Here is a 21,845-nt window from a genome sequence, read left to right on the forward strand (position 1 = left end):
TTGACACGATGATGCATTCTGAAAGGCATGCCCGAGCAGTCTCACGATCCGCGCTGGGTCGCCGCTGCTAACTGGGCGGCGGCCGGCGGTTTCGGCGTGGGCGCGATCGCCCAGCGCGAGGGGGTCACCCGGATCGACGCGCTGCTGGCCATCGCCGACGAGTGGCTCCGGTTCCCGCATCTGTTCACCGTTCCCCCCGCGGTGGTGCCCCCGGTGGGCGCCGAGCAGTGCCCGGAGTGCGGGATCTGGTTCTCCGATGTCGAGGCGCACCGCGGCGTGCACCGCCGGGGACGGCAGCGCGCCGCGGCACCGCGGCCCCGGCGCGCGAGCAGGCGGCGGACCGTCGAACCGGCGCGGCAGGGCGCCCGGCCCGCACGCCCACGTGCCTCTCCCGCGGGCCTGGAAGGCTCGCTGGACGCTCCACCGCCCGGCCGGGGGGTGCCGTTGACCGAACTGCCCCCGGACGCGCCCTGGGGCAGCTGGGCCGAGGCCGCCAACTGGGCAGCGGCGAACGGGCTCGGGCCGAGCCGGCTCGCGGACCGGGTGGGCACCGACGCCGCCTCGGTGACGGTGGCGATCATCGACGCCTGGAGCCACGACCCCGCGGCATTCACCGTCCCGTCGGCCGTCAACGCCCCGGGCGGCGCCCTGAAGCAGTGCCCCGCGTGCGGCCTGTGGTTCGCGAGCGTCGACAACCACGTCGCCGCGCACGGGCGGATCAGCGGCCGGCGACGGGGCACGGCCCGTGCGCAGGCGCGCTGGGGTGCCCGGACCGAGCACGACGGGCACGCCGCCCCCCGCACCGCGTTCGAGCACGCCATGGAGCGCGCGGGCCTGCTCGATCACTTCCTCGAGCTGCGCCGGTGCGTCCTGGAGCACCTGAGTCCGGCCCAGTTCCGCACCCGGATCGATGCCACGGACGAGCGGGTCGCCGAGCTTCTGGACCGGATGGCGTCCCATTCCGGCTACGCCGACGCCCTGGGGGACCTCCTCCGGTCGCGCGCGGGACGGCTGGAGGACGACGGTGACCGGGTGCAGTGCCACCTCTGCGGCCTGTGGATGGCGATGCTCACACCGCACCTCGTGGCGCACCGGATCGACGCGGAGGCCTACCGGCGGCGGTTCGGCCTCGCCGCTGACGACGCGCTCGCCGCGCGGAGCATGCTGCCGCTACGCCCACGCGCGCCCCGGCGCGCGCTCCGGGCCGCCGAGCCGGACGCCGCCGAGGCCGACGGTGCCGAGGCGACCGCCACCTCGGCCCCCGCCGTCACCGCCTGAGGAGTCCCAGCGGATCCCCAGGTGCTCCCGGGGTCGGGAGCAGGTTCGGCGCCCAGGCTCGCCGTATGACAACGATGAAGAAGATGATCGGATCCACGCTCCTGGGCGCCACGGTGCTCGGCGGCCTCGCCACCATCGGCGCCGGCACCGCGGCGGCCGCGCCGAACCCCGCGCAGCCCGGTACGCCGAGTGCCGGGCAGGGGAGCCGCCCGCCCGCCGTGAAGCCCGCTCCGGCGGCCCGCCCCGCGGCGAACCGGGTGCCGCAGGCCGCGCCGCGCTCGAACGGCCAGAATCCGAACTGGCGCCCGGGCCCGGTATACCGCCAGGGCGCGTGGCACACCCCCGTCTGGGACCAGGGCCGCAATCACTGGGGCTTCTGGCTCGGGCCGATCTGGATCCCCGTCGGCTGACGTCCGTCGGCCGACGAGCCGCCCGCCCACACCCGAACCTGTCGGCCACCCGTCCTAATCTGGACGGGTGGCCGATCCGCAGAATTACCGTCCCGCACCGGGCACCATCCCCACGCAGCCCGGCGTGTACAAGTTCCGGGACAAGCACGGCCGCGTCATCTACGTCGGCAAGGCGAAGTCCCTGCGCAGCCGCCTGAACTCCTACTTCGCCGACGTCTACGGCCTGCACCCGCGGACCCACCAGATGGTCACCACCGCCGCGTCCGTCGAGTGGACCGTCGTGAGCACCGAGGTCGAGGCGCTGCAGCTCGAGTACAACTGGATCAAGGAGTTCGACCCGCAGTTCAACGTCCGCTACCGGGACGACAAGACGTACCCGATGCTCGCGGTCACCCTCAACGAGGAGTACCCGCGGCTCTACGTCTACCGTGGCCCCCGGCGCAAGGGCGTGCGCTACTTCGGCCCCTACAGCCACGCCTGGGCCATCCGCGAGACGCTCGACCTGCTCCTGCGAGTCTTCCCCGCGCGCACCTGCTCGGCCGGGGTGTTCAAGCGGCACAACCAGATGGGACGCCCGTGCCTGCTCGGCTACATCGATAAATGCTCGGCGCCCTGCGTCGGACGGGTCAGCGCGGCGGAGCACCGGCAGATCGTCGAGGACTTCTGCGACTTCCTCGCCGGCAAGACCGACAACCTCATCAAGCAGCTCGAGAACGAGATGCTCGGCGCGAGCGAGGAGCTCGACTTCGAGCGCGCTGCGCGCCTGCGGGACGACGTCGCGGCCCTGCGCAAGGCCGTCGAGAAGCAGGCCGTCGTCCTGGGTGACGGCACCGACGCCGACGTCATCGCCTTCTCCTCCGACGAGCTCGAGGCGGCCGTTCAGATCTTCCACGTGCGCGGTGGGCGCGTCCGCGGGCAGCGCGGCTGGGTCGTCGAGAAGCCGGGCGACGCGGAGCAGAACGAGCACGCGGAGCTGTTGGAGCAGTTCGTCACGCAGTTCTACGGCGAGGAGGTCGAGCGCGCGAAGCAGTCGGGCGACGGGGCCGCCAACCCCGTGCCGCGCGAGGTCCTCGTCCCTGTGCTGCCGGACGATGCGGACGAGCTGCAGGATTGGCTCACCGGGCTGCGCGGCGCCCGGGTCTCCCTGCGCATCCCGCAGCGCGGCGACAAGCGCACGCTCATGGAGACCGTCGAGCGTAATGCCGTCGAGGCCCTGCACCAGCACAAGCTCAAGCGCTCCGGCGATCTCACCGCCCGCTCGGCCGCCCTGCAGGGGCTGCAGGACGCGCTGGATCTCGACGAGGCGCCGCTGCGCATCGAGTGCGTCGACATCAGCCACATCCAGGGCTCCGACGTGGTGGCCTCGCTCGTCGTCTTCGAGGACGGCCTGGCCAAGAAGTCCGACTACCGCCACTACGGGATCAAGGAGGCCGCGGGCGACGGCCACAGCGACGACGTCGCATCGATCGCCGAGGTCACTCGTCGCCGGTTCCTGCGGCATCGCGCGGATGCCCGGCAGGCCGAGGGGGAGGACGCGGCGGACGAGGCCGCCGGTGACAACGGGGGAGACCTCGCGCCGGAGGCGGCGATCGACCCGCAGACGGGGCGCCCGCGCCGGTTCGCCTACCCGCCCAACCTGTTCGTCGTCGACGGGGGTGCGCCGCAGGCCGCCGCGGCACAGGAGGTCCTCGACGAGCTCGGCGTCACCGACGTGGCCGTCGTCGGACTCGCCAAACGGCTCGAGGAGGTGTGGGTTCCCGGTGACGAGGACCCGGTGATCCTGCCGCGCAGCTCGGACGCGTTGTTCCTGCTGCAGCGCGTGCGCGACGAGGCGCACCGGTTCGCGATCTCCTTCCACCGCAGCAAGCGGTCCAAGCGGATGACGGCGAGCGCGCTGGATGCGATCCCCGGCCTCGGCGACACCCGGAAGACGGCGCTCCTGCAACACTTCGGCTCCGTCACCAAGCTCCGCGAGGCCAGCCTGGAGGAGATCGTGGAGGTGCCGGGAATCGGGCTGACGACGGCCCGCACCGTGCTCGACGGCCTGCGCACCGACGGCGCGTGAACGCGGCCGACGTGGCGGCGCAGGTCGCGCCCGTACTCGTTTTCCTCCTCGCGATCACCGTGGTCGCCGAGATCGCGCAGGCGGCCGGCGTCTTCGACGCCCTCGGCGTGCTCGCCGCTCGGCTCGGCCGGGGCCGGGTGCCGCTCATGTGGTTGTGCACGGTGGCGGCGGCGTGCGCGGCGACGATCGTGCTCAGCCTCGACACCACGGCGGTGCTGCTGACCCCCGTCGTGCTGGCGGCGGCGACGCGACTCGGGCTGGCGCCGCTGCCCTTCGCGATGACCACGGTGTGGCTCGCCAACACCGCCTCCCTGCTGCTGCCGGTCTCGAACCTGACCAACCTGCTCGCGGTGTATCACCTGGACGGCGGTGTGCGGGCCTACGTCGCGTTGTCCTGGCGGCCCGCGATCGCGGCGATCGCGGTCACCGTCGTCGTGCTGTGGCTGCTGCACCGCCGCGACCTGCGCGGACGGTACGCGATCCCCGACCACGAGCCGCCGGCGGACCGCGTCCTGTTCCGGATCGCGGCGGGGGTCTGCCTGGCGCTGGGCCCGGCGTTCGTGCTCGGCGTGCCGCCCGCCGCCGCGGCGACGGCGGCGGCCCTCGTCCTGGTCGCGACGCTCGCGGTCCGGTCGCCACGGCGGCTCCGCGAGATCGTGGTGCCGTGGCGGATGGTGCTGATCCTGGGAGCCGTCTTCGCCGGGGTGCAGTTGCTCCTCGCGGTCGGGCTCGAGGGCGTTCTACGCGACGTCGCGGGGGCGGGCACGGCACCATCGGACCTGCTGCGCGTGGCGGGCGCCGGGGCGCTCGCCGCGAACGGCGTCAACAACCTGCCGGCGTACCTGGCCCTCGAGCCGGTCGCCGCGGGTGAGCCGCTCCGCCTGATGGCGTTGCTCATCGGCGTCGGTGTGGCGCCGATCGTCACCCTGTGGGCCTCGCTCGCCACCCTGTTGTGGCGGGAGCGGTGCGCCCGCGCGGGCGTGCGGATCTCGGCCGGGCGGTTCGCCGTGCACGGTCTGGTGCTCGCCGTTCCCGCGACCGTTGTCGCAGTTCTGGTTCTTTGACGCGTCAGGTAAACCGGTCCCGCCCCGCGGCGCGAGACTTAGTGTAGCGTCGCCTTACTCGCGGACGCCGTGAGTGATTTCGTTGCTCAAGAAAAGGATTCGACGATGTCGTTGCGCACGCGCTCCACACTGGCCGCCGCAGTGGTGGCGGTGGCCTCCCTCACGATCACGGCCTGCGGGTCGAGCGGCGACGGTGCGGCACCGTCGAGCTCCGGCGCCGCGGGTGGCGACCTGACCCTGTACAACGCCCAGCACGACACCCTCGCCAAGGAGTGGGTGGAGAAGTTCACCGCGGAGACCGGCATCAAGGTCACCATCCGGCAGGGCAAGGATTCCGAACTGGCGCAGCAGATCATCGCCGAGGGGGACCGCTCGCCCGCCGACGTCTTCCTCACGGAGAACTCGCCGGCCATGACCCAGGTCGAGAACAAGGGCCTCTTCGCCGACGTCGATCCGGCGACCCTCGCGCAGGTCGGGAACGGACTCAAGCCCTCCACGGGCAAGTGGACGGGCATCGCCGCCCGCTCGACGGTGCTGGTCTACGACAAGCGCAAGGTGACGCCCGAGCAGCTGCCGAAGTCGATGGCCGATCTCGCCGCTCCGGAGTGGAAGGGTCGCTGGAGCGCTTCGCCGTCGGGCGCCGACTTCCAGGCGATCGTCTCCGCGTACCTGCAGCTCAAGGGGGAGCAGGCGACGAAGGACTGGCTGAGGGCGATGAAGGAGAACTCGAAGGCGTACAAGGGCAACGGCGCTGCGATGAAGGCCGTCAACGCCGGCGAGGTCGACACCGCTCTCATCTACCACTACTACTTCTACGGCGACCAGGCCAAGACCGGCGAGAACTCCGGCAACGTGGGCACCCACTACTTCAAGAACCAGGACCCGGGCGCCTTCGTCTCGATCTCCGGCGGTGGCGTGCTGAAGTCCTCGAAGAAGCAGGCGCAGGCCCAGCAGTTGCTGAAGTTCATCACCTCCAAGGCGGGCCAGGAGGTGCTGGAGAAGGGCACGTCGTTCGAGTACCCGGTGGCCTCCGACGTCCCGGCCAACCCGAAGCTGGTCCCGATGGCGGACCTGCAGGCCCCGACCGTCGACCCGGCGAAGCTCAACGGCCCGCAGGTCGTGACCTTGATGACCGAGGCGGGCCTGCTCTGAGGCTGCTCACCCTCGCGGCCGCCGCCATCGCGGCGGTCGCGGCGGTGCCGCTGGGCTTCGTCGTCTACACGACGATCGACACGGGCTGGGCGGAATCCGCCCGGCTCGTGTTCCGGCCCCGCGTCGCCGAACTCCTCACCAACACCGTGCTGCTCACGGCCATCGCGGTGCCGCTCAGCGTGATCGTGGGCGTCGGCGGCGCCTGGCTCGTCGAGCGGACCACGCTGTGGGGGCGCCGCGTGTGGTCGCTACTCCTGGCCGCGCCGCTGGCGATCCCAGCCTTCGTCGGCAGTTACGGCTGGGTCTCGGCGATCCCGTCGCTCGGTGGGCTGTGGTCCGGTGTGCTCATCTCCGTGCTGTTCTACTACCCGCTGGTCTACATCCCGGTCGCGGCTGCGCTGAGCCGGCTCGATCCCGGGCTCGAGGAGTCGGCGGCGGCGCTCGGCCTCGGCCGGTGGGCCGTCTTCGCCCGGGTGGTGCTCCCGCAGTTGCGGCTCTCCGCCCTCGGCGGCGCCGTGCTCGTGGCGCTCCACCTGCTCGCCGAGTACGGGGCCTTCGCCATGATCCGGTTCGACACCTTCACCACTGCGATCATGGTGCAGTACCAGTCGATCTTCAACGGCGCGGCGGGGTCGATGCTCGCCGGCGTGCTGGCGCTGCTGTGCCTGCTGTTGCTCGTCGCCGAGGTGGCGGCGCGGGGCCGGGCCCGGTACGCCCGGATCGGTTCGGGTGCCGTCGCGACGCCGGAGCGGATCCCGTTGGGCGGCTATCAGGCCGGCGCGCAGGCCGCGCTCCTGGCGCTCGTGGGTGCCGCCCTCGGTCTTCCGCTGTGGTTCGTCGCCCGCTGGACCGTGCGCGGTGCCGCGCAGACGATGCCGGCCGACCTGCTCGAGGCGCTCGGCACGTCGCTCGGCTACGGGGCGGTGACCGCCGTCCTCACCGTCGCCGCCGCGTTCCCGCTCGCCTACCTCGCCGTGCGCCGGCCGACCCGGATCACCCGGACGCTGGAGGCGTCGACGTACGTGAGCAGCGCGATGCCGGGCATCGTCATCGGCCTGGCACTGGTGACCGTCTCGATCCGCGCGCTTCCCGACCTGTACCAGAGCGCGACGGTGCTGGTCCTCGCCTACGTGCTGCTGTTCCTGCCGCGCGCGGCCGTGGGCCTGCGGGCGGGCCTCGCTCAGGCGCCGGTCTCGCTGGAGGAGGCGGCCCGCGCCCTCGGTGCGCCGCCGCCGATCGCTTTCGCGCGGATCACGCTCCGGCTCACCGCGCCCGCCTCCGCGGCCGGGGCGGCCCTCGTCTTCCTCGCGGTCACCAACGAGCTGACCGCGACCCTGATCCTCGCGCCGAACGGCACTCGGACGCTCGCGACGGAGTTCTGGGCCAAGAGCAGCGAGATCGATTACGCGGGCGCGGCGCCGTACGCGCTGGCCATGGTGCTGCTCTCGCTGCCCACCACGTACCTGCTGTTCCGCCAGTCCCGACGGGCCGCCGGACGCACCACCCGGACGAGAGGAACCGCATGAGCGCCGAACTCGTGCTGCGCGGGCTCACCAAACGCTACGGCGCCGAGACCGTGCTGCGGGACGTCGACCTCACAGTGCCCGCGGGGTCGATCACCGCCGTCGTCGGGCCGTCCGGCTCGGGCAAGACCACGTTGCTCCGCCTCGTCGCGGGCTTCGCGAGGCCCGACGCCGGGACGGTCCGGTTGGGCGACCGGGAACTCGCCTCGGGCACCGCGTGGGTCGCCGCGCACCGTCGCGGCGTCGGCTACGTCGCGCAGGACGGCGCGCTGTTCCCGCATCTCTCGGTCGCCCGCAACATCGCCTTCGGGATGGGAGCGGCGGTGCCGGTGCGCCGCCGTGCCGCGGCCGGCCGGGTCGCGGAGCTCCTGGAGACGGTGTCGCTGGATCCCGCGTTGGCACGGCGCTATCCGCATGAACTGTCCGGTGGCCAGCAGCAGCGCGTCGCGCTGGCGCGAGCGCTCGCCGGGAGCCCGCGGATCATGCTTCTGGACGAGTCCTTCTCCGCGCTCGACGCGGGACTGCGCGTCGCTACCCGCGCCGCCGTCGCCGAGGTGCTCGGCGCCGCGGGTATCACGACGGTGCTCGTCACCCACGACCAGGCGGAGGCGCTCTCCTTCGCCGATCAGGTCGCCGTCCTCCGCGGCGGCGCCCTGGAGCAGGTCGGCCCGCCGGCGGGCGTCTACGCGCGGCCAGCGTCGGAGGTCGTCGCCCGGTTCCTCGGCGACGTCGTCATCGTCGACGGTGCGCTCGACGGCGCCGTGGCCGAGACGGTGCTGGGGCGGATCCCCGTCGCCGGGGCCGACGGTGCCGCCGTGCCCGGCCCGGTGCCCCTGCTGCTGCGTCCCGAGCAGATCCGGGTCGCCGGGGAGGGGGTGTCCGCCACCGTCACCCGGGTCGAGTTCTTCGGGCCGGACGCCACCGTCGGGTTGACGCTCGGCGACGGTACGGGCATCGAGATCCGGCACCCGAGCACGGAACTGCCGGTTCCGGGCGACGAGGTGCGGCTGCAGGTGGTGGGAGAGGCTGTGATACTCGAATCACCTGCGGCTCAGCGGTAGACGAGAAGTGGCACCGTCGCGGGATCGATGTTGTCCGCGGAGTACGGACCCTCGTAGCAGTACCCGAGGCGATCGAGGATGGCGTTCTCGGTGATCCAACCGAAATCGTCGACCGCACCGTGGAGGTCGCGTTCGAACGGCAGCCTCCGGCCCTCGTCGACGATCACCCCGTCGTCACTCGAGCCGGCGAACGACCGGATCAGTTCTCCGCCGCGCCAGGCGGCGAAGCACCCCATGTCGACGACGGAATGGAGTACGAACACGTCGGCGTCGTAGCCGTCGATCAGCGCCGCGCCCCAGCCCTCGACGGTCTGCTCGAACCAGGACAGCACGTCCTCGCTGGCGACGATGACGAGATCGCCGTAGACCGCCACCGCGATCTCGCCGTCCTTGGGGTAGACATCGACACAGAGGTCACCTGTCCGGTGCGATCGGCGCGATCGGCCCCAGGAACGCTTGCCGAGGACCGCGGTTGCCAAGGCGTCGCTCGCGTCGACGTCCAGCGGTGGCAGGTTCCGAAGCCGTTCCGCCGGATCGGATCGGCACGCGACGACGAAATTGCACTTCATTCCCATGCCGAGGATGGTAGGTGCGATGCCTTGCGCGGCGCTTGGATCGGGCCAGTGGGTTCCGGGGCTCGGATCAGCTGCCGCCGAGCACGACTCCCTCGCGGCGCGGGTCGGCGCCGCCCGCGTAGACGTCGCCCTGCTTCACGATCGCCGACAGCCCGGATACCTGTGGCGCGAGATTCACGGTGTGTCCGAGCGCGCGCAACTGCTCGACGACCTTGCGGCCCTCGTCCGTGTTCAGCGCCGGATGGGCGCTGTCCACGTTGGTCTTCGGCGAATTGGCCGCGCCGAAGTTGGCGAGTCCGACGGCCTGCTGCGGGTTCAGCTTCCAGTCGGTCAGGCCGACGATCGTCTTGATCACGTACTGGATGATGACGGCGCCGCCGGGGGAGCCGAGGGCGCCGATCGCCTCGCCGCGCGCGCCGTCCGCGCCGCGGCCGAAGAGGATCGTCGGCGACATCGAGCTGCGCGGGCGCTTGTTCGGCTGCACCCGGTTCGCGACCGGCTGCCCCGCGGAATCGACCGGCTCCGCGGAGAAGTCGGTGAGCTGGTTGTTGAGCAGGAAGCCGTCGACCATGTGGTACGAGCCGAAGGCCGACTCGATCGTGGTGGTCATCGACGCGACGTTCCCGGCCTTGTCCAGCACCGTGATGTGACTCGTCCCGTGCTCGGGCGTGGTGGTGACACCCGGTGTCGCCGTGGCGAACTCGCCGGGCTTAGCGGTACCCATGGACTTGTTCCGGTCGATGAGCTTCGCGCGGCTCTCGAGGTATGCGGGATCCACCAGGGCGGCGGGCGAACCGCCGGGCAGCGGGATGAAGTCGGGATCGGCGATGTACTTGTCCCGGTCGGCGTACGCGAGGCGCTCGGCCTCGGAGATCAGGTGGATCGCCTCCGCGGTCGGGATGCCGCCGTCGGGTCCGGGATCACTGCGTACCGCGTCCGGACCCAGTGCGGACAGGTCGAACGAGTTCAGGATGCCCAGCGCCTGCGCCACGGTGATCCCGCCGGACGAGGGGGCCGGCATGCCGCACAGCTCGCGGTCGCGGTACGGCGTGCACACGGCCTCGCGGGTCTTCACGCTGTACCGGGCGAGGTCGTCGACGGTCATGACACCCGCCGTGCGGCCGCCGGTGGTGTCGCGGACGGAGGCGACGATCGCCTCGGCGATCGGTCCGGTGTAGAAGGCCTTCGCGCCCTCGGAGGCGATGGCGCCCAAGGTCTTCGCATACGCGGGATTGGTGAGCTTGACCCCCGCCTTCTTGGGGGAACCGTCGGGCTCGAGGAAGTAGGCCTTCAGGTCGGCGTCGTTCGCGAAGTTCTTCGCCTCGTCCGCGATGGCGCCCGCCAGGCGGGGGCTGATCTCGAAACCGTCGTCGGCGATCTTCACCGCGGGGTCGAAGAGCTCGCGCCAGGTCTTCGTGCCGTGCTCGCCCTGCACGGCTTCGAGGAGCCGCAGCGCGCCGGGGACGCCGATCGCGCGGCCGGACGACCGCGCGTCGGGCTTGGGCTCCGTCCGGTCGTCGGGGGAGACCCATCGCAGGTAGTTCTCGTCGGCGCCGGCCGGCGCGGTCTCGCGACCGTCGTACGCCTGCACCTTCTTCGTCCTCGCGTCGTAGTACAGCAGGAACGCGCCGCCGGCGATGCCCGACGACTGCGGTTCGACCAGGCCGAGCACGGTCTGCGCGGCCACGAGCGCGTCCGCGGCCGAGCCGCCCTGCTCGAGCACCTCGCAGGCCGCCTTGGTGGCGATGGGATTCGCGGTGGCCACGCCGTAGTCCTTGGTGTGCGTCACTGGAAGACCGGAGCGGTACCCGGAGGCGCCCTCGGGGTTGGTGCTGATATCCCGGGGCCCGGTGGGGTTCGCCGTCGCCGAGGGCCGGTACATGGTCCCGGTCGGGCCGGTCGCGTCGCAGCCGCCCGCCGCGATCGTCACGGACGACGGTCCGCCGGACGGCCCGCCGTCCGATCCGGACGTGCCGCACGCGGTGAGCGCGAGCGGAATGGCGAGTGCGGCTGCGGCCGCCGACCTGAGACGGAGCATGGCGTCCTCCATGACAATCGGATCATCGAAACCTAACACCGGCCCGTGAGCCGCGCGAAGGGTTCGGCGAGACGTCAGCGGTGCGCGGCGTCGGGCACGGTCGGCGGGCACTGCCCACCCGGGGAGGTGACGAGCTCGAAGTGCCACCACTCGTTGTCGAAGGTGCGGCACAGGCCCCACCGGTTCCCGGTCGCGTGCAGCCACGACGCGCCCTGCCACGGGCCGACGTCGACGGCTTCGCCGCTGACGTGGGTCGACTCGTCCGGCGGCAGTACCCACCGGCGCGCGGCGGGCGGGGAGCCGTACCGCGCGAGCGCGTCCTCCCACAGCCACTGCTGTTGCGCCCGGGACCGCTTCCCGGACGTGATGCTGAGCACCACCCCGTTCGCGGCGGCCGCCCGGTACGCCGCCGAGTACGCCTCCGCGAGGGCGGGATCGAGGCCGGCGGTGCCGGGCACCGTGTCCGCCGACGCCGCCGGAGCCACCAGCGCGGACGTGGCCACGGCGAGCGCGGCGGAGGTCAGGGAGGCGGTGCGGCGGAGGGACACGGGAACGACTCTAGGCGGTTCGCCGGATGGGAGCACCGGCGGTCGAGACCACCGCGAGAACCGTTCGCGATGGCTAGGCTGAAGCCGTACCGACGAGCCAGGAGGAGGGTCCGTGCGCCCGACCGGGAATCCGGACGACCGAGCCGAGGAGCGGACCGTCGGCGAACACCGCAGCGATGGACCGATGGACGTGCTCCTGGTGACGGGCCTGTCCGGGGCGGGCCGTGGCACCGCGGCCAAGGTGCTCGAGGACCTCGGCTGGTACGTCGCCGACAATCTGCCGCCGGCCCTGATCAGCAACATGGTGGACATCTCGCTCGCCGACGAGTCGCGGATCCACCGCCTGTGCATCGTGACCGACGTGCGCAGTCGCACCTTCACCGGCGACTTCGCGAACATCCGGCGCGAACTGGCGGAGAAGGACATCGAGCCCCGCGTGCTCTTCCTCGACGCGTCCGACGAGACCCTGATCCGCCGGTTCGAGCAGGTGCGGCGCAAACACCCGCTGCAGGGGAGCGGGACACTCGCCGAGGGCATCGCCGCGGAGCGCCGCATCCTGCAGCCCATCCGCTCGACGGCGGACCTGGTGCTCGATACCTCCACCCTCTCGGTGGCGCGGCTGCGGGAGACGATCGAGAACTCCTTCCGCACGCTGCGCTCGGGGACGATCACCGTCACCGTCGAGTCCTTCGGCTTCAAGAACGGCATCCTGCTCGACGCGGACATGGTGCTCGACGTGCGTTTCCTGCCGAACCCGTTCTGGGTGCCCGAGCTGCGCCCGCTCAACGGGCTCACCGAGGAGGTCTCCGGATACGTGCTGGGGCAGCCCGGCGCCTCCGACTTCCTCGACACGTACGCCCAACTGCTCGACCCGCTCCTCGCGGGGTACCGGCGCGAGGGCAAGACCTACCTCACCGTGGGCATCGGCTGCACCGGCGGCAAACACCGCAGCGTCGCCATGACCGAAGAGCTGGTGCGCCGGCTCGCGGGCCGACCCGGCATCGAAGTGCGTGCGGCGCACCGGGATCTGGGGCTCGAATGACGGGCCCGAAGATCGCCTCCCTCGGAGGGGGCCACGGACTGTTCGCGACGCTGCGCGCGGGCCGCGCGCTCGGTGCCGACATCACGGCGATCGTCACCGTCGCCGACGACGGCGGATCCTCGGGCCGGCTCCGCAGTGAGCTCGGCATCATCCCGCCCGGCGACCTGCGGATGGCGCTCGCGGCGCTCATGCCCGACGACGACCGCGGGGAGTTCTGGGCGGGGATCCTGCAGCACCGCTTCGGTGGCGGCGGTGCGATGGCCGGCCACCCCGTCGGGAACCTGCTCCTCGCCGGGCTGTGCGAGGTCCTGGGTGACCCGGTCGACGCGTTGGACGCGATCGCCGACCGGTTCGGCGTGCAGGGGCGTGTGCTGCCGATGGTGCCGGGGCCCTTGCGGATCGAGGCCGATGTGACCGGACTCGAGGACGACCCGCGGCTGTCGCGCGTGATCCGGGGACAGGTGGCCGTGGCGGTCACGCCGGGGCAGGTGCGCCGGGTGCGCCTCCTGCCCGCGCATCCGGAGGCGTGCGCCGACGCGGTCGAGGCGATCATGGCGGCGGACGTCGTGACGCTGGGCCCGGGATCGTGGTTCAGCTCCGTCATCCCGCACGTCCTCGTGCCCGAGCAGGTGGACGCGCTGCGCCGCACGAACGCCCGGCGGGTGCTGATCCTCAACCTGGCTCCCGAGCCCGAGGAGACCGGGGGCTATTCGCCCGAGCGGCACCTGCACGTGCTGGCCGCGCACGCGGACGGGCTGCGCTTCGACGACGTCCTGGTCGACGCCCGCACGGTGCCCCCGGGCGCCGAGCGCGAGCACCTCATCCGTGCCACCGCACTGCTGGGTGCGACGCCCCACTTCGTGGACGTCGGCGTGCCCGGGACGCATCAGCACGACCCCGAGGCACTGGCAGCCGCGATCGCGAAAGTGGCCTACAGTGAACTCTCGGACCGCGAATAGCCAACCTTTTCCTTTCCCATCCGATGTAGTCGATATTTTCCCTAGGAGGGTCCAGCTGTGGCGCTGACATCCCAGGTCAAGGACGAGCTGAGCAGGCTCTCCATCACCCAGGTGAGCGCGCGCCGCGCCGAGGTCGCCTCGTTGCTGCGCTTCGCGGGCGGCCTTCACATCCAGGGCGGCCGGGTGATCGTCGAGGCCGAGGTCGACATGGGGATCACGGCTCGTCGGCTCCGCAAGGAGATCCTCGATCTCTACGGCTACAACTCGGACGTGCACGTGCTCAGCGCGGGTGGCCTGCGCAAGGCGGCCCGGTACATCGTCCGCGTGGTCAAGGACGGGGAGGCCCTCGCCCGGCAGACGGGGCTGCTCGACATGCGTGGACGCCCCGTGGTCGGGCTCCCGTCGCAGATCGTCGGAGGGTCCGTGCATGACGCGGAGGCCGCGTGGCGCGGTGCCTTCCTCGCGCACGGCTCGCTGACCGAACCGGGTCGTTCGAGTGCGCTCGAGGTCTCCTGCCCCGGCCCCGAGGTCGCGCTCGCCCTCGTCGGGTGTGCGCGTAGGCTCGGTGTGACCGCCAAGGCCCGCGAGGTGCGCGGTGCCGACCGGGTGGTCGTCCGGGACGGCGAGGCGATCGGTGCTCTGCTCACCCGGATGGGTGCCAACGACACGCGGCTCGTGTGGGAGGAGCGCCGCATGCGGCGCGAGGTGCGGGCCACCGCGAACCGCCTGGCGAACTTCGATGACGCCAACCTCCGGCGCTCCGCTCGGGCCGCCGTCGCCGCCGCGGCGCGCGTGGAGCGGGCGCTGGAGATCCTCGGTTCGGACGTGCCCGAGCACCTCGCGCAGGCGGGCTCGCTGCGCGTGCAGCATCGTCAGGCCTCGCTCGAGGAACTCGGGCAGCTGGCCGACCCGCCCATGACGAAGGACGCCGTCGCGGGGCGGATCCGGCGGCTGCTGTCGATGGCGGATAAGCGCGCCGCCGCCGACGGGGTGCCGGACACCGAGTCCGCCGTCACGGCCGACATGCTCGACGAGGGCTGATAAGGACACTGCACTCAGAATCCACGTAAGCGGATAGTATCGTCGGCGTGGACGATCCGAGTGGGCAATCCGGCGTCGAGGAGGCCGCGCACGGCGACATCGGCTGGCGCTGGTATCTCGCCCTGGTCCTCGGATTCCTGATCCTGGTGGCGATGACCCTCGCTGTTGCGTGGGCTCCTGACCTGCACAGCGCGGCGCAACGGATCCGTGAGCCGGGCGGAATGTGGTTCGGCCGCACCTGGCCGGGCTGGTTCACCACGAGCGTGTGGTCGGTCACTGCGGTCTTGGCCGTGGTGCAGCTGTTCGCGCTGGCCGTCATCTACGGCCACGCGCTGATGGCGTCGGTGCGCCGGCTCTACTGGTGTGCGCACCGGCGCCGAGCGGTACGTCGCTGGCGGCCCATCGCGGCCACTGCGGGAATCGGGCTGGTGCGGCGATGGCTGGCGCTGCGGGCCGGGACCAACGAGCCGACCAAGAGATCGATCCGGCGGCTGTGGTCCGCGCGGACGCCGAGGTGGTTGGGCCGCGGTCTGTTCCTGCTCGGCTTCGTCGCCACGCTCGGGGCGTGGGTCTCCATGGGCGCTGACCTGACGTCCATGCCCTCGGACCTGTTCATCTTCGTCCTGGTGGCGCACGTGTATCTGTCGGACGACCGCGCGCCGAGCGTCTTCGTCTCGCGCACCGTCGGGCGGCACGTGAAAGCCGACTGAACGGGCATGATCGGCGCCAAGCGCAGAACTGGTAATAACCAAGCGGGAGTGGTGATCCGGGGCTACCGTTGACGAGCAGGTATTCCTGACCCGAAGGAGCACGACAGTGACTGTTCGCGTAGGTGTCAACGGATTCGGTCGGATCGGCCGCAACTTCTTCCGGGCGGTCGCCGCTCAGAAGGCCCTCGGTACCACCGACGTGGAGATCGTCGCGGTCAACGACCTGACCGACAACGCCATGCTGGCGCATCTCCTGAAGTTCGACTCGATCCTGGGACGCCTCGATGCGGACGTGGTCGCCGACGGCGATTCCATCCGTGTGGGCGATCAGGTCATCAAGGCGCTCGAGGTGCGCGAGGGGCCGTCGGCGCTGCCGTGGGGCGACCTCGGCGTGGACGTCGTGATCGAGTCCACCGGTATCTTCACCGCGCGCGACAAGGCGCAGGGCCACCTCGACTCCGGCGCGAAGAAGGTGATCGTGTCGGCACCCGCCGCAGGGGCGGACCTCACCGTGGTCATGGGCGTCAACGACGACAAGTACGACGGCAGCCAGAACGTCATTTCCAACGCCTCGTGCACCACGAACTGCCTCGGCCCGCTCGCGAAGGTGGTCAACGACGAGTTCGGCATCGTCACGGGCCTGATGACGACGGTCCACGCGTACACGCAGGACCAGAACCTGCAGGACGGCCCGCACAAGGATCCGCGACGTGCGCGCGCCGCCGCGATCAACGTGGTGCCCACCTCGACCGGCGCGGCGAAGGCGATCGGCCTGGTCCTGCCGGAGCTGGAGGGCAAGCTCGACGGCTACGCGCTCCGCGTGCCGATCCCCACCGGTTCCGTCACCGACCTCACCGTGCAACTCGCGAGGAAGGCGACCGTCGAGGAGATCAACGCCGCGATGAAGGCCGCGGCCGAGGGGAAGCTCAAGGGGATCCTCAAGTACTACGACGCGCCGATCGTCTCCTCCGACATCGTCACCGACCCCCACAGCTCGCTCTTCGACGCGGGCCTGACCAAGGTGATCGACGATCAGGCTAAGGTCGTGTCCTGGTATGACAACGAATGGGGCTACAGCAACCGCCTCGTCGACGTGACTGATCTGGTAGGTAAATCGCTCTGATGACCGTTTCCACTCTTTCCGACCTGCTGTCCGAGGGCGTCGAGGGACGCACCGTACTGGTCCGCAGCGACCTCAACGTGCCGCTCGACGATGCCGGCGCCATCACCGATCCGGGCCGCATCATCGCCTCGGTGCCCACGCTCAAGGCGCTCGCCGAGGCCGGCGCGAAGGTGATCGTCACCGCACACCTGGGCCGCCCGAAGGGCGAGGCCGACCCGAAGTTCTCGCTCGCGCCCGTCGCGAAGGAGCTGGGGGAGCGCCTGGGGCGCAACGTCCAACTCGCCGGCGACGTCGTGGGCCAGGACGCGCTGGCCCGCGCCGAGGGCCTCACCGACGGTGACGTGCTCCTCCTGGAGAACGTGCGGTTCGACCCGCGCGAGACGAGTAAGGACGACGCCGAGCGCGAGGCGCTCGCGCGGGACCTCGCCGAGCTCGTCGACGTCTCCTCCCACGCCGGCGAGGGCGCATTCGTCTCCGACGGCTTCGGCGTCGTCCATCGGAAGCAGGCCTCCGTCTTCGACGTCGCGAAGCTGCTCCCGGCGTACGCCGGTGGCCTCGTCGACGCCGAGGTGCGCGTCCTCGCGCAGCTGACCGAGAACCCGTCGCGGCCCTACGCGGTGGTGCTCGGCGGCTCCAAGGTCTCCGACAAGCTCGGCGTCATCCGCGCGCTCGCGCCCAAGGTCGACACGCTCGTCATCGGCGGCGGCATGGCCTTCACCTTCCTCGCCGCGCAGGGTTACTCCGTGGGTGACTCGCTGCTGCAGGAGGACCAGATCGACACGTGCAAGCAGCTGCTCGAGGAGTTCGGCGACGTCCTGCACCTGCCGATCGACGTCGTGGTGGCCGACGCCTTCGCGGCCGATGCCGCGTCGAAGACCGTCTCCGCCGACGCGATCGAGGACGGCTGGATGGGACTCGACATCGGCCCCGAGTCCGCGCAGCGCTTCGGCGCTGTGCTGACCCAGGCCAAGACGGTCTTCTGGAACGGCCCCATGGGCGTCTTCGAGTTCCCCGCCTTCGCGGCCGGCACGAAGGCCGTCGCGGAGTCGGTCATCAGGGCGACCAGCAACGGTGCCTTCACCGTCGTGGGCGGCGGCGACTCGGCCGCGGCCGTCCGTACCCTGGGGCTCGACGAGGACGGCTTCAGCCACATCTCCACCGGTGGCGGCGCCTCGCTGGAGTACCTGGAGGGCAAGGAGCTCCCCGGGTTGACGGTGCTCGACAGGGGGGACGCATGAGCCGCAAGCCGCTGATCGCCGGCAACTGGAAGATGAACCTCAACCACCTCGAGGCGATCGCGGTGGTGCAGAAGCTCGCTTTCGCGTTGCCGGACAAGTACTTCGCTCACGTCGACGTCACGGTGATCCCGCCGTTCACGGACCTGCGCTCGGTGCAGACGGCCGTCGACGGCGACGACCTGAAGATCACCTACGGCGCGCAGGACCTCTCGCCGCACGACGCCGGCGCGTACACCGGTGACATCTCCGGTGCGTTCCTCGCGAAGCTCGGCTGCACCTACGTCGTCGTCGGCCACAGCGAGCGGCGCACGATCCACGGCGAGACCAACGAGATCGTGCTGGCCAAGACGAAGGCCGCGCTGCGTCACGGCCTGACGCCGATCGTGTGCATCGGCGAGGGGCTGGACGTCCGCGAACAGGGCACGCAGGTCGAGTACAACGTCGAGCAGCTCAAGGGTTCGCTCGCCGGGCTCACGGCCGAGGAACTGTCCAAGACGGTCATCGCGTACGAGCCCGTTTGGGCGATCGGCACGGGCAAGGTGGCGACCCCGCAGGACGCGCAGGAGGTCTGCGCCGCGGTCCGTGCCACCGTCGCCGAGCTGGGCGGTGCCGACGTCGCCGCCGGCATTCGGGTGCTCTACGGCGGCTCGGTGTCCAGCAAGAACGTCGGCGAGCTCGTCGCGCAGCCGGACGTGGACGGCGGTCTCGTGGGCGGCGCCTCACTCAAGCCCGACGAGTTCGCCGCACTCAGCGCCATCGCCGCCGGCGGACCGCTCTGAACCGCGGCGACCTGCCGCTGCGGCCCGACGCGCACCGCACGCCCTGAACGACCGACGCCGACCGGAAGGTACACTGGATCCTCGTGGAAACATTGCAGCTGGTGCTGAAGATCGCCATCCTCGTGCTGAGCCTGCTGCTGGTGGTGCTCGTCCTGCTCCACCGCGGTAAGGGCGGCGGCCTGTCGTCGCTGTTCGGCGGTGGCGTGCAGTCGTCGCTCTCCGGCTCGTCGGTGGTGGAGAAGAACCTCGACCGGGTGACGATCTTCGTCGGCATCATCTGGACGGTGTGCATCGTCGGCGTTACGCTGAGCATCAAGTTGACGTCCTAGACGTCGCCAACGGACGCAACGAGGCGCCCCGGACCCACAGGGTTCGGGGCGCCTCGCCGTTGGTGGGCTGTGCATCCGGAACAGGTGCGCGCCCATATGGGCGCCGACTCCCATACGACGGGCATACCGCCGTTTGACTGGGCATACTGCATATTATGACCAGTGACCCGGGCCGCGCCGCCACAGAACCACTCCGCGACGACATCCGGCTCCTCGGCGGGATCCTCGGCGACACCATCCGCGAACAGGCCGGGCCGCAGATCTTCGACCTCGTCGAGCGGGCCCGGCAGGAATCGTTCGCCGTGCGGCGGTCCGAGCTGGATCGCGAGCAGCTCGCCGCCCTGTTCGCCGACGTCCCCACCGCCGAGGCGGTGCCGGTCATCCGCGCCTTCTCACACTTCGCCCTCCTGGCCAACCTCGCCGAGGACCTGCACCGCGAGCGGCGCCGGGCGATTCACGTCCGGGCGGGCGAGCCGCCGCAGGCCTCGTCGCTGGCGCACACCTACGGGCTGCTGGCGGAGGCCGCGCTCGACGGCACCGAGGTCGCAGCGGCCCTCCGGCATGCGCTCGTCGTGCCGGTGATCACCGCGCACCCGACCGAGACGCGGCGCCGCACCGTGTTCGATACCCAGCATCGGATCACCGAGCTCATGCGCTACCGCGACCGGACCCAGCTGGACCCGCGCGAGGAGGAACAGGTGCAGGTCGGGCTCCGGCGGCAGATCCTCACACTCTGGGACACCGCCCTGGTCCGGCTGGAGCGGCTGCGCATCCAGGACGAGATCGAGAACGGCCTGCGCTACTTCGACGCCGCCTTCCTCCAGGTGATGCCGGCCATCAACCGCGAGGCACGCACCCGATTGCGTGAGCTGTACCCGGGGACCGCCCTGCTGTCCGAGCCGATCGTGCGGCCGGGATCGTGGATCGGCGGCGACCGCGACGGCAATCCCTACGTCACCGCCGAGGTGGTCACCATGGCGTCGCGGCGGGCCGCTGCGACGGCCATCGGGCATTACCTGCGCGAATTGCTGCAGCTGGAACAGGAACTCGCCCTCAGCTCCCGTCTCACCACGGTCGCCGACGATCTGCTCGCGCTCGCCGCGTGGGACGACTCGCCCAAACGGGCCGACGAGCCCTACCGGCGCGCTCTGCACGGCATCCGCGGCCGCCTGTCCGCGACCGCCGACGCCCTCCTGGACGAGCAGCTGGACGCGCGCACGGACATCGGCGCCGAGCCGTACGGCGCACCGTCGGAACTCCTGGCGGACCTGGGTGTCGTCGATGCCTCGCTCCGAGCCGGAGGGGACGGCCTCATCGCCGACGACCGCCTGCAGGCTCTGCGGGAGGCCGTGAACACCTTCGGTTTCCACCTCTCCGGCCTCGACATGCGGCAGAACTCCGATGTGCACGAGGAGACGATCGCGGAACTCTTCGCCTGGGCCGGCGTGCACCCCGACTACGCCTCCCTCGACGAGGACGAACGAGTCCGGCTCCTCACCGCCGAGCTGCGCCTGCGCCGGCCGCTCGTGGGGCCCGGTGCCGAGTTCACGGATCAGACGACGAAGGAGCTCGGCGTGCTCCATGCCGCGACGCGCGCCGTGGACTCCCTGGGGGCCGGGGCAGTTCCGAACTACATCATCTCCATGTGCACGTCCGTCTCGGATCTGCTCGAGGCCGCAGTGCTGCTCAAGGAGGCGGGGCTGCTGCGGCCCGACACCGACGGCGGCGCCGAGTGCCCCGTGAACATCGTGCCGCTCTTCGAGACCATCGAGGACCTGCAGCAGGGTGCCGCGACGATGCGCGCCGCGCTGGCCGTCCCCGCCTACCGGTCGCTGGTCGACGGCAAGGGCGGGCTGCAGGAGATCATGCTGGGCTACAGCGATTCCAACAAGGACGGCGGCTACCTCGCCGCCAACTGGGCGCTCTACCGCGCCGAGCTCGACCTCGTCGCGATGGCCCGTGACACGGGGATCACGTTGCGGCTCTTCCACGGTCGCGGTGGCACCGTCGGGCGCGGCGGCGGGCCGAGCTACGACGCCATCCTCGCCCAGCCGCCGGGCGCGGTCCGCGGCACGCTGCGGCTCACCGAGCAGGGCGAGATCATCGCCGCCAAGTACGCCGAACCCGCGCTGGCGGTACGGAACCTGGAATCGCTGGTGGCGGCGACGCTGGAGTCCACGCTGCTCGACGTCGAGGGCCTCGGTGACGAGGCCGAGGATGCCTACGCCGTTCTCGATGAGCTGGCGGCGCTCGCGCGGGACGCCTACGGCGACCTCGTGCACCGTACGGACGGCTTCGTCGAGTACTTCAAGACCTCCACGCCCGTCGAGGAGATCGGCTCGCTGAACATCGGTTCGCGGCCCAGTTCCCGCAAGCAGACGTCGAAGATCTCGGACCTGCGTGCGATTCCCTGGGTGATGGCGTGGTCGCTCTCACGCGTCATGCTTCCCGGGTTCTACGGCACGGGAACGGCGTTCGAGACATGGATCGGTGGCGACCCGGCACGGCTGGATCGCCTGCGCGAGCTGTACCGGCGGTGGCCCTTCTTCCGTTCGGTGCTCTCCAACATGGCGCAGGTCCTCGCCAAATCCGACCTCGGATTGGCCGCCCGCTACGCGGATCTCGTACCCGACGTCGCGCTGCGCGAGCGCGTCTTCGGCAAGATCGCCGACGAGCACCGCCGCACGATCGAGATGTACTACGCGATCACGGAGACCGACGATCTGCTCGCCGACAACCCCGCCCTGAAGCGTTCCGTGTTCAACCGTTTCCCGTACCTCGAGCCGCTCAACCACCTCCAGGTGGAACTGCTGCGCCGGTACCGCTCGGGTGACGAGGACCCGCTGGTGCAGCGCGGCATTCTGCTGACCATGAACGGCCTCGCGACCGCGCTGCGCAACTCGGGCTAGA

The 21,845-nt window shown here is 71.1% G+C and carries 19 protein-coding genes; 16 read left to right on the forward strand and 3 right to left on the reverse strand.

The genetic code is table 11. From position 1 onward, the window contains the following. Window positions 1–27: 27 nt before the first annotated feature. The 7 genes from ELY19_RS17155 (at window position 28) to ELY19_RS17185 (ending at window position 8,553) form a co-directional block, all read left to right on the forward strand. Window positions 28–1,278 carry a MucR family transcriptional regulator gene (locus ELY19_RS17155; RefSeq protein WP_126197315.1) on the forward strand — a complete coding sequence of 417 codons (1,251 nt, stop codon included), beginning with the start codon at window positions 28–30 and terminating at the stop codon, window positions 1,276–1,278. Between the two features lie 65 nt (window positions 1,279–1,343). Then, the gene (locus ELY19_RS17160; protein WP_227966905.1) at window positions 1,344–1,688 is read left to right on the forward strand and encodes a hypothetical protein; all 345 of its coding nucleotides are present in this window, start codon (window positions 1,344–1,346) and stop codon (window positions 1,686–1,688) included. A 67-nt stretch (window positions 1,689–1,755) separates the two neighbouring features. Beyond that, on the forward strand, window positions 1,756–3,753 hold the full coding sequence (gene uvrC / locus ELY19_RS17165; RefSeq protein ID WP_126197316.1) for an excinuclease ABC subunit UvrC: 1,998 nt from the start codon (window positions 1,756–1,758) through the stop codon (window positions 3,751–3,753). Continuing rightward, entirely contained in the window at window positions 3,750–4,817 is a 1,068-nt protein-coding gene (locus ELY19_RS17170; protein WP_126197317.1) for an SLC13 family permease, read from the forward strand. Before uvrC ends, ELY19_RS17170 begins: the two co-directional genes overlap by 4 nt. A 105-nt stretch (window positions 4,818–4,922) precedes the next feature. Continuing rightward, window positions 4,923–5,969: an iron ABC transporter substrate-binding protein gene (locus tag ELY19_RS17175; RefSeq protein ID WP_126197318.1), complete on the forward strand. Its 1,047-nt coding sequence runs from the start codon at window positions 4,923–4,925 to the stop codon at window positions 5,967–5,969. A gap of 44 nt (window positions 5,970–6,013) precedes the next feature. Then, on the forward strand, window positions 6,014–7,495 hold the full coding sequence (locus tag ELY19_RS17180) for an ABC transporter permease (RefSeq protein ID WP_227966906.1): 1,482 nt from the start codon (window positions 6,014–6,016) through the stop codon (window positions 7,493–7,495). After that, window positions 7,492–8,553 (forward strand): ABC transporter ATP-binding protein, encoded by a 1,062-nt coding sequence (locus ELY19_RS17185; protein ID WP_126197319.1) that lies wholly within the window; start codon window positions 7,492–7,494, stop codon window positions 8,551–8,553. The genes ELY19_RS17180 and ELY19_RS17185 overlap by 4 nt, the downstream gene beginning before the upstream one ends. Here the strand turns inward: ELY19_RS17185 and ELY19_RS17190 are convergent. The 3 genes from ELY19_RS17190 to ELY19_RS17200 all read right to left on the reverse strand — a co-directional run bounded on the left by ELY19_RS17190 (window position 8,544) and on the right by ELY19_RS17200 (window position 11,714). Next, window positions 8,544–9,128, reverse strand: coding sequence for a DUF6928 family protein (locus ELY19_RS17190; RefSeq protein ID WP_126197320.1), 585 nt, complete (start codon window positions 9,126–9,128; stop codon window positions 8,544–8,546). The two genes, ELY19_RS17185 and ELY19_RS17190, sit on opposite strands and share 10 nt — an antisense overlap. Window positions 9,129–9,195: 67 nt before the next feature. Beyond that, entirely contained in the window at window positions 9,196–11,166 is a 1,971-nt protein-coding gene (gene ggt, locus ELY19_RS17195; protein ID WP_126197321.1) for a gamma-glutamyltransferase, read from the reverse strand. 74 nt (window positions 11,167–11,240) lie between these two features. Continuing rightward, complete coding sequence (locus ELY19_RS17200) at window positions 11,241–11,714, reverse strand: M15 family metallopeptidase (protein WP_416222711.1); 474 nt, start codon at window positions 11,712–11,714, stop codon at window positions 11,241–11,243. 184 nt (window positions 11,715–11,898) lie between these two features. On the opposite strand from ELY19_RS17200, the gene rapZ reads away from it, so the two are divergent. From rapZ to ppc, 9 genes are all read left to right on the forward strand, one after another. Further along, complete coding sequence (gene rapZ, locus ELY19_RS17205) at window positions 11,899–12,756, forward strand: RNase adapter RapZ (RefSeq protein ID WP_164711730.1); 858 nt, start codon at window positions 11,899–11,901, stop codon at window positions 12,754–12,756. Beyond that, window positions 12,753–13,715, forward strand: coding sequence for a gluconeogenesis factor YvcK family protein (locus ELY19_RS17210; protein WP_126197323.1), 963 nt, complete (start codon window positions 12,753–12,755; stop codon window positions 13,713–13,715). The genes rapZ and ELY19_RS17210 overlap by 4 nt, the downstream gene beginning before the upstream one ends. A 57-nt stretch (window positions 13,716–13,772) precedes the next feature. Then, window positions 13,773–14,756, forward strand: a complete 984-nt coding sequence (gene whiA / locus ELY19_RS17215; protein ID WP_126197324.1) for a DNA-binding protein WhiA — start codon at window positions 13,773–13,775, stop codon at window positions 14,754–14,756. A 47-nt stretch (window positions 14,757–14,803) separates the two neighbouring features. Next, window positions 14,804–15,466 carry a hypothetical protein gene (locus ELY19_RS17220; protein WP_126197325.1) on the forward strand — a complete coding sequence of 221 codons (663 nt, stop codon included), beginning with the start codon at window positions 14,804–14,806 and terminating at the stop codon, window positions 15,464–15,466. A gap of 106 nt (window positions 15,467–15,572) precedes the next feature. Further along, window positions 15,573–16,589 (forward strand): type I glyceraldehyde-3-phosphate dehydrogenase, encoded by a 1,017-nt coding sequence (gene gap / locus ELY19_RS17225; RefSeq protein WP_126197326.1) that lies wholly within the window; start codon window positions 15,573–15,575, stop codon window positions 16,587–16,589. After that, complete coding sequence (locus ELY19_RS17230; protein ID WP_126197327.1) at window positions 16,589–17,827, forward strand: phosphoglycerate kinase; 1,239 nt, start codon at window positions 16,589–16,591, stop codon at window positions 17,825–17,827. Before gap ends, ELY19_RS17230 begins: the two co-directional genes overlap by 1 nt. Beyond that, window positions 17,824–18,606: a triose-phosphate isomerase gene (gene tpiA / locus ELY19_RS17235; RefSeq protein ID WP_126197328.1), complete on the forward strand. Its 783-nt coding sequence runs from the start codon at window positions 17,824–17,826 to the stop codon at window positions 18,604–18,606. Before ELY19_RS17230 ends, tpiA begins: the two co-directional genes overlap by 4 nt. Window positions 18,607–18,698: 92 nt before the next feature. Then, window positions 18,699–18,935 (forward strand): preprotein translocase subunit SecG, encoded by a 237-nt coding sequence (gene secG, locus ELY19_RS17240; protein ID WP_068520767.1) that lies wholly within the window; start codon window positions 18,699–18,701, stop codon window positions 18,933–18,935. Window positions 18,936–19,090: 155 nt separating this feature from the next. Continuing rightward, a complete protein-coding gene (ppc, locus tag ELY19_RS17245) occupies window positions 19,091–21,844 on the forward strand; it encodes a phosphoenolpyruvate carboxylase (protein WP_126197329.1) in 2,754 nt (917 codons plus the stop codon). Window position 21,845 lies beyond the last annotated feature (1 nt).

Origin of the sequence: Tsukamurella paurometabola (genome assembly GCF_900631615.1) — a bacterium.
Lineage (GTDB): Bacteria > Actinomycetota > Actinomycetes > Mycobacteriales > Mycobacteriaceae > Tsukamurella > Tsukamurella paurometabola_A.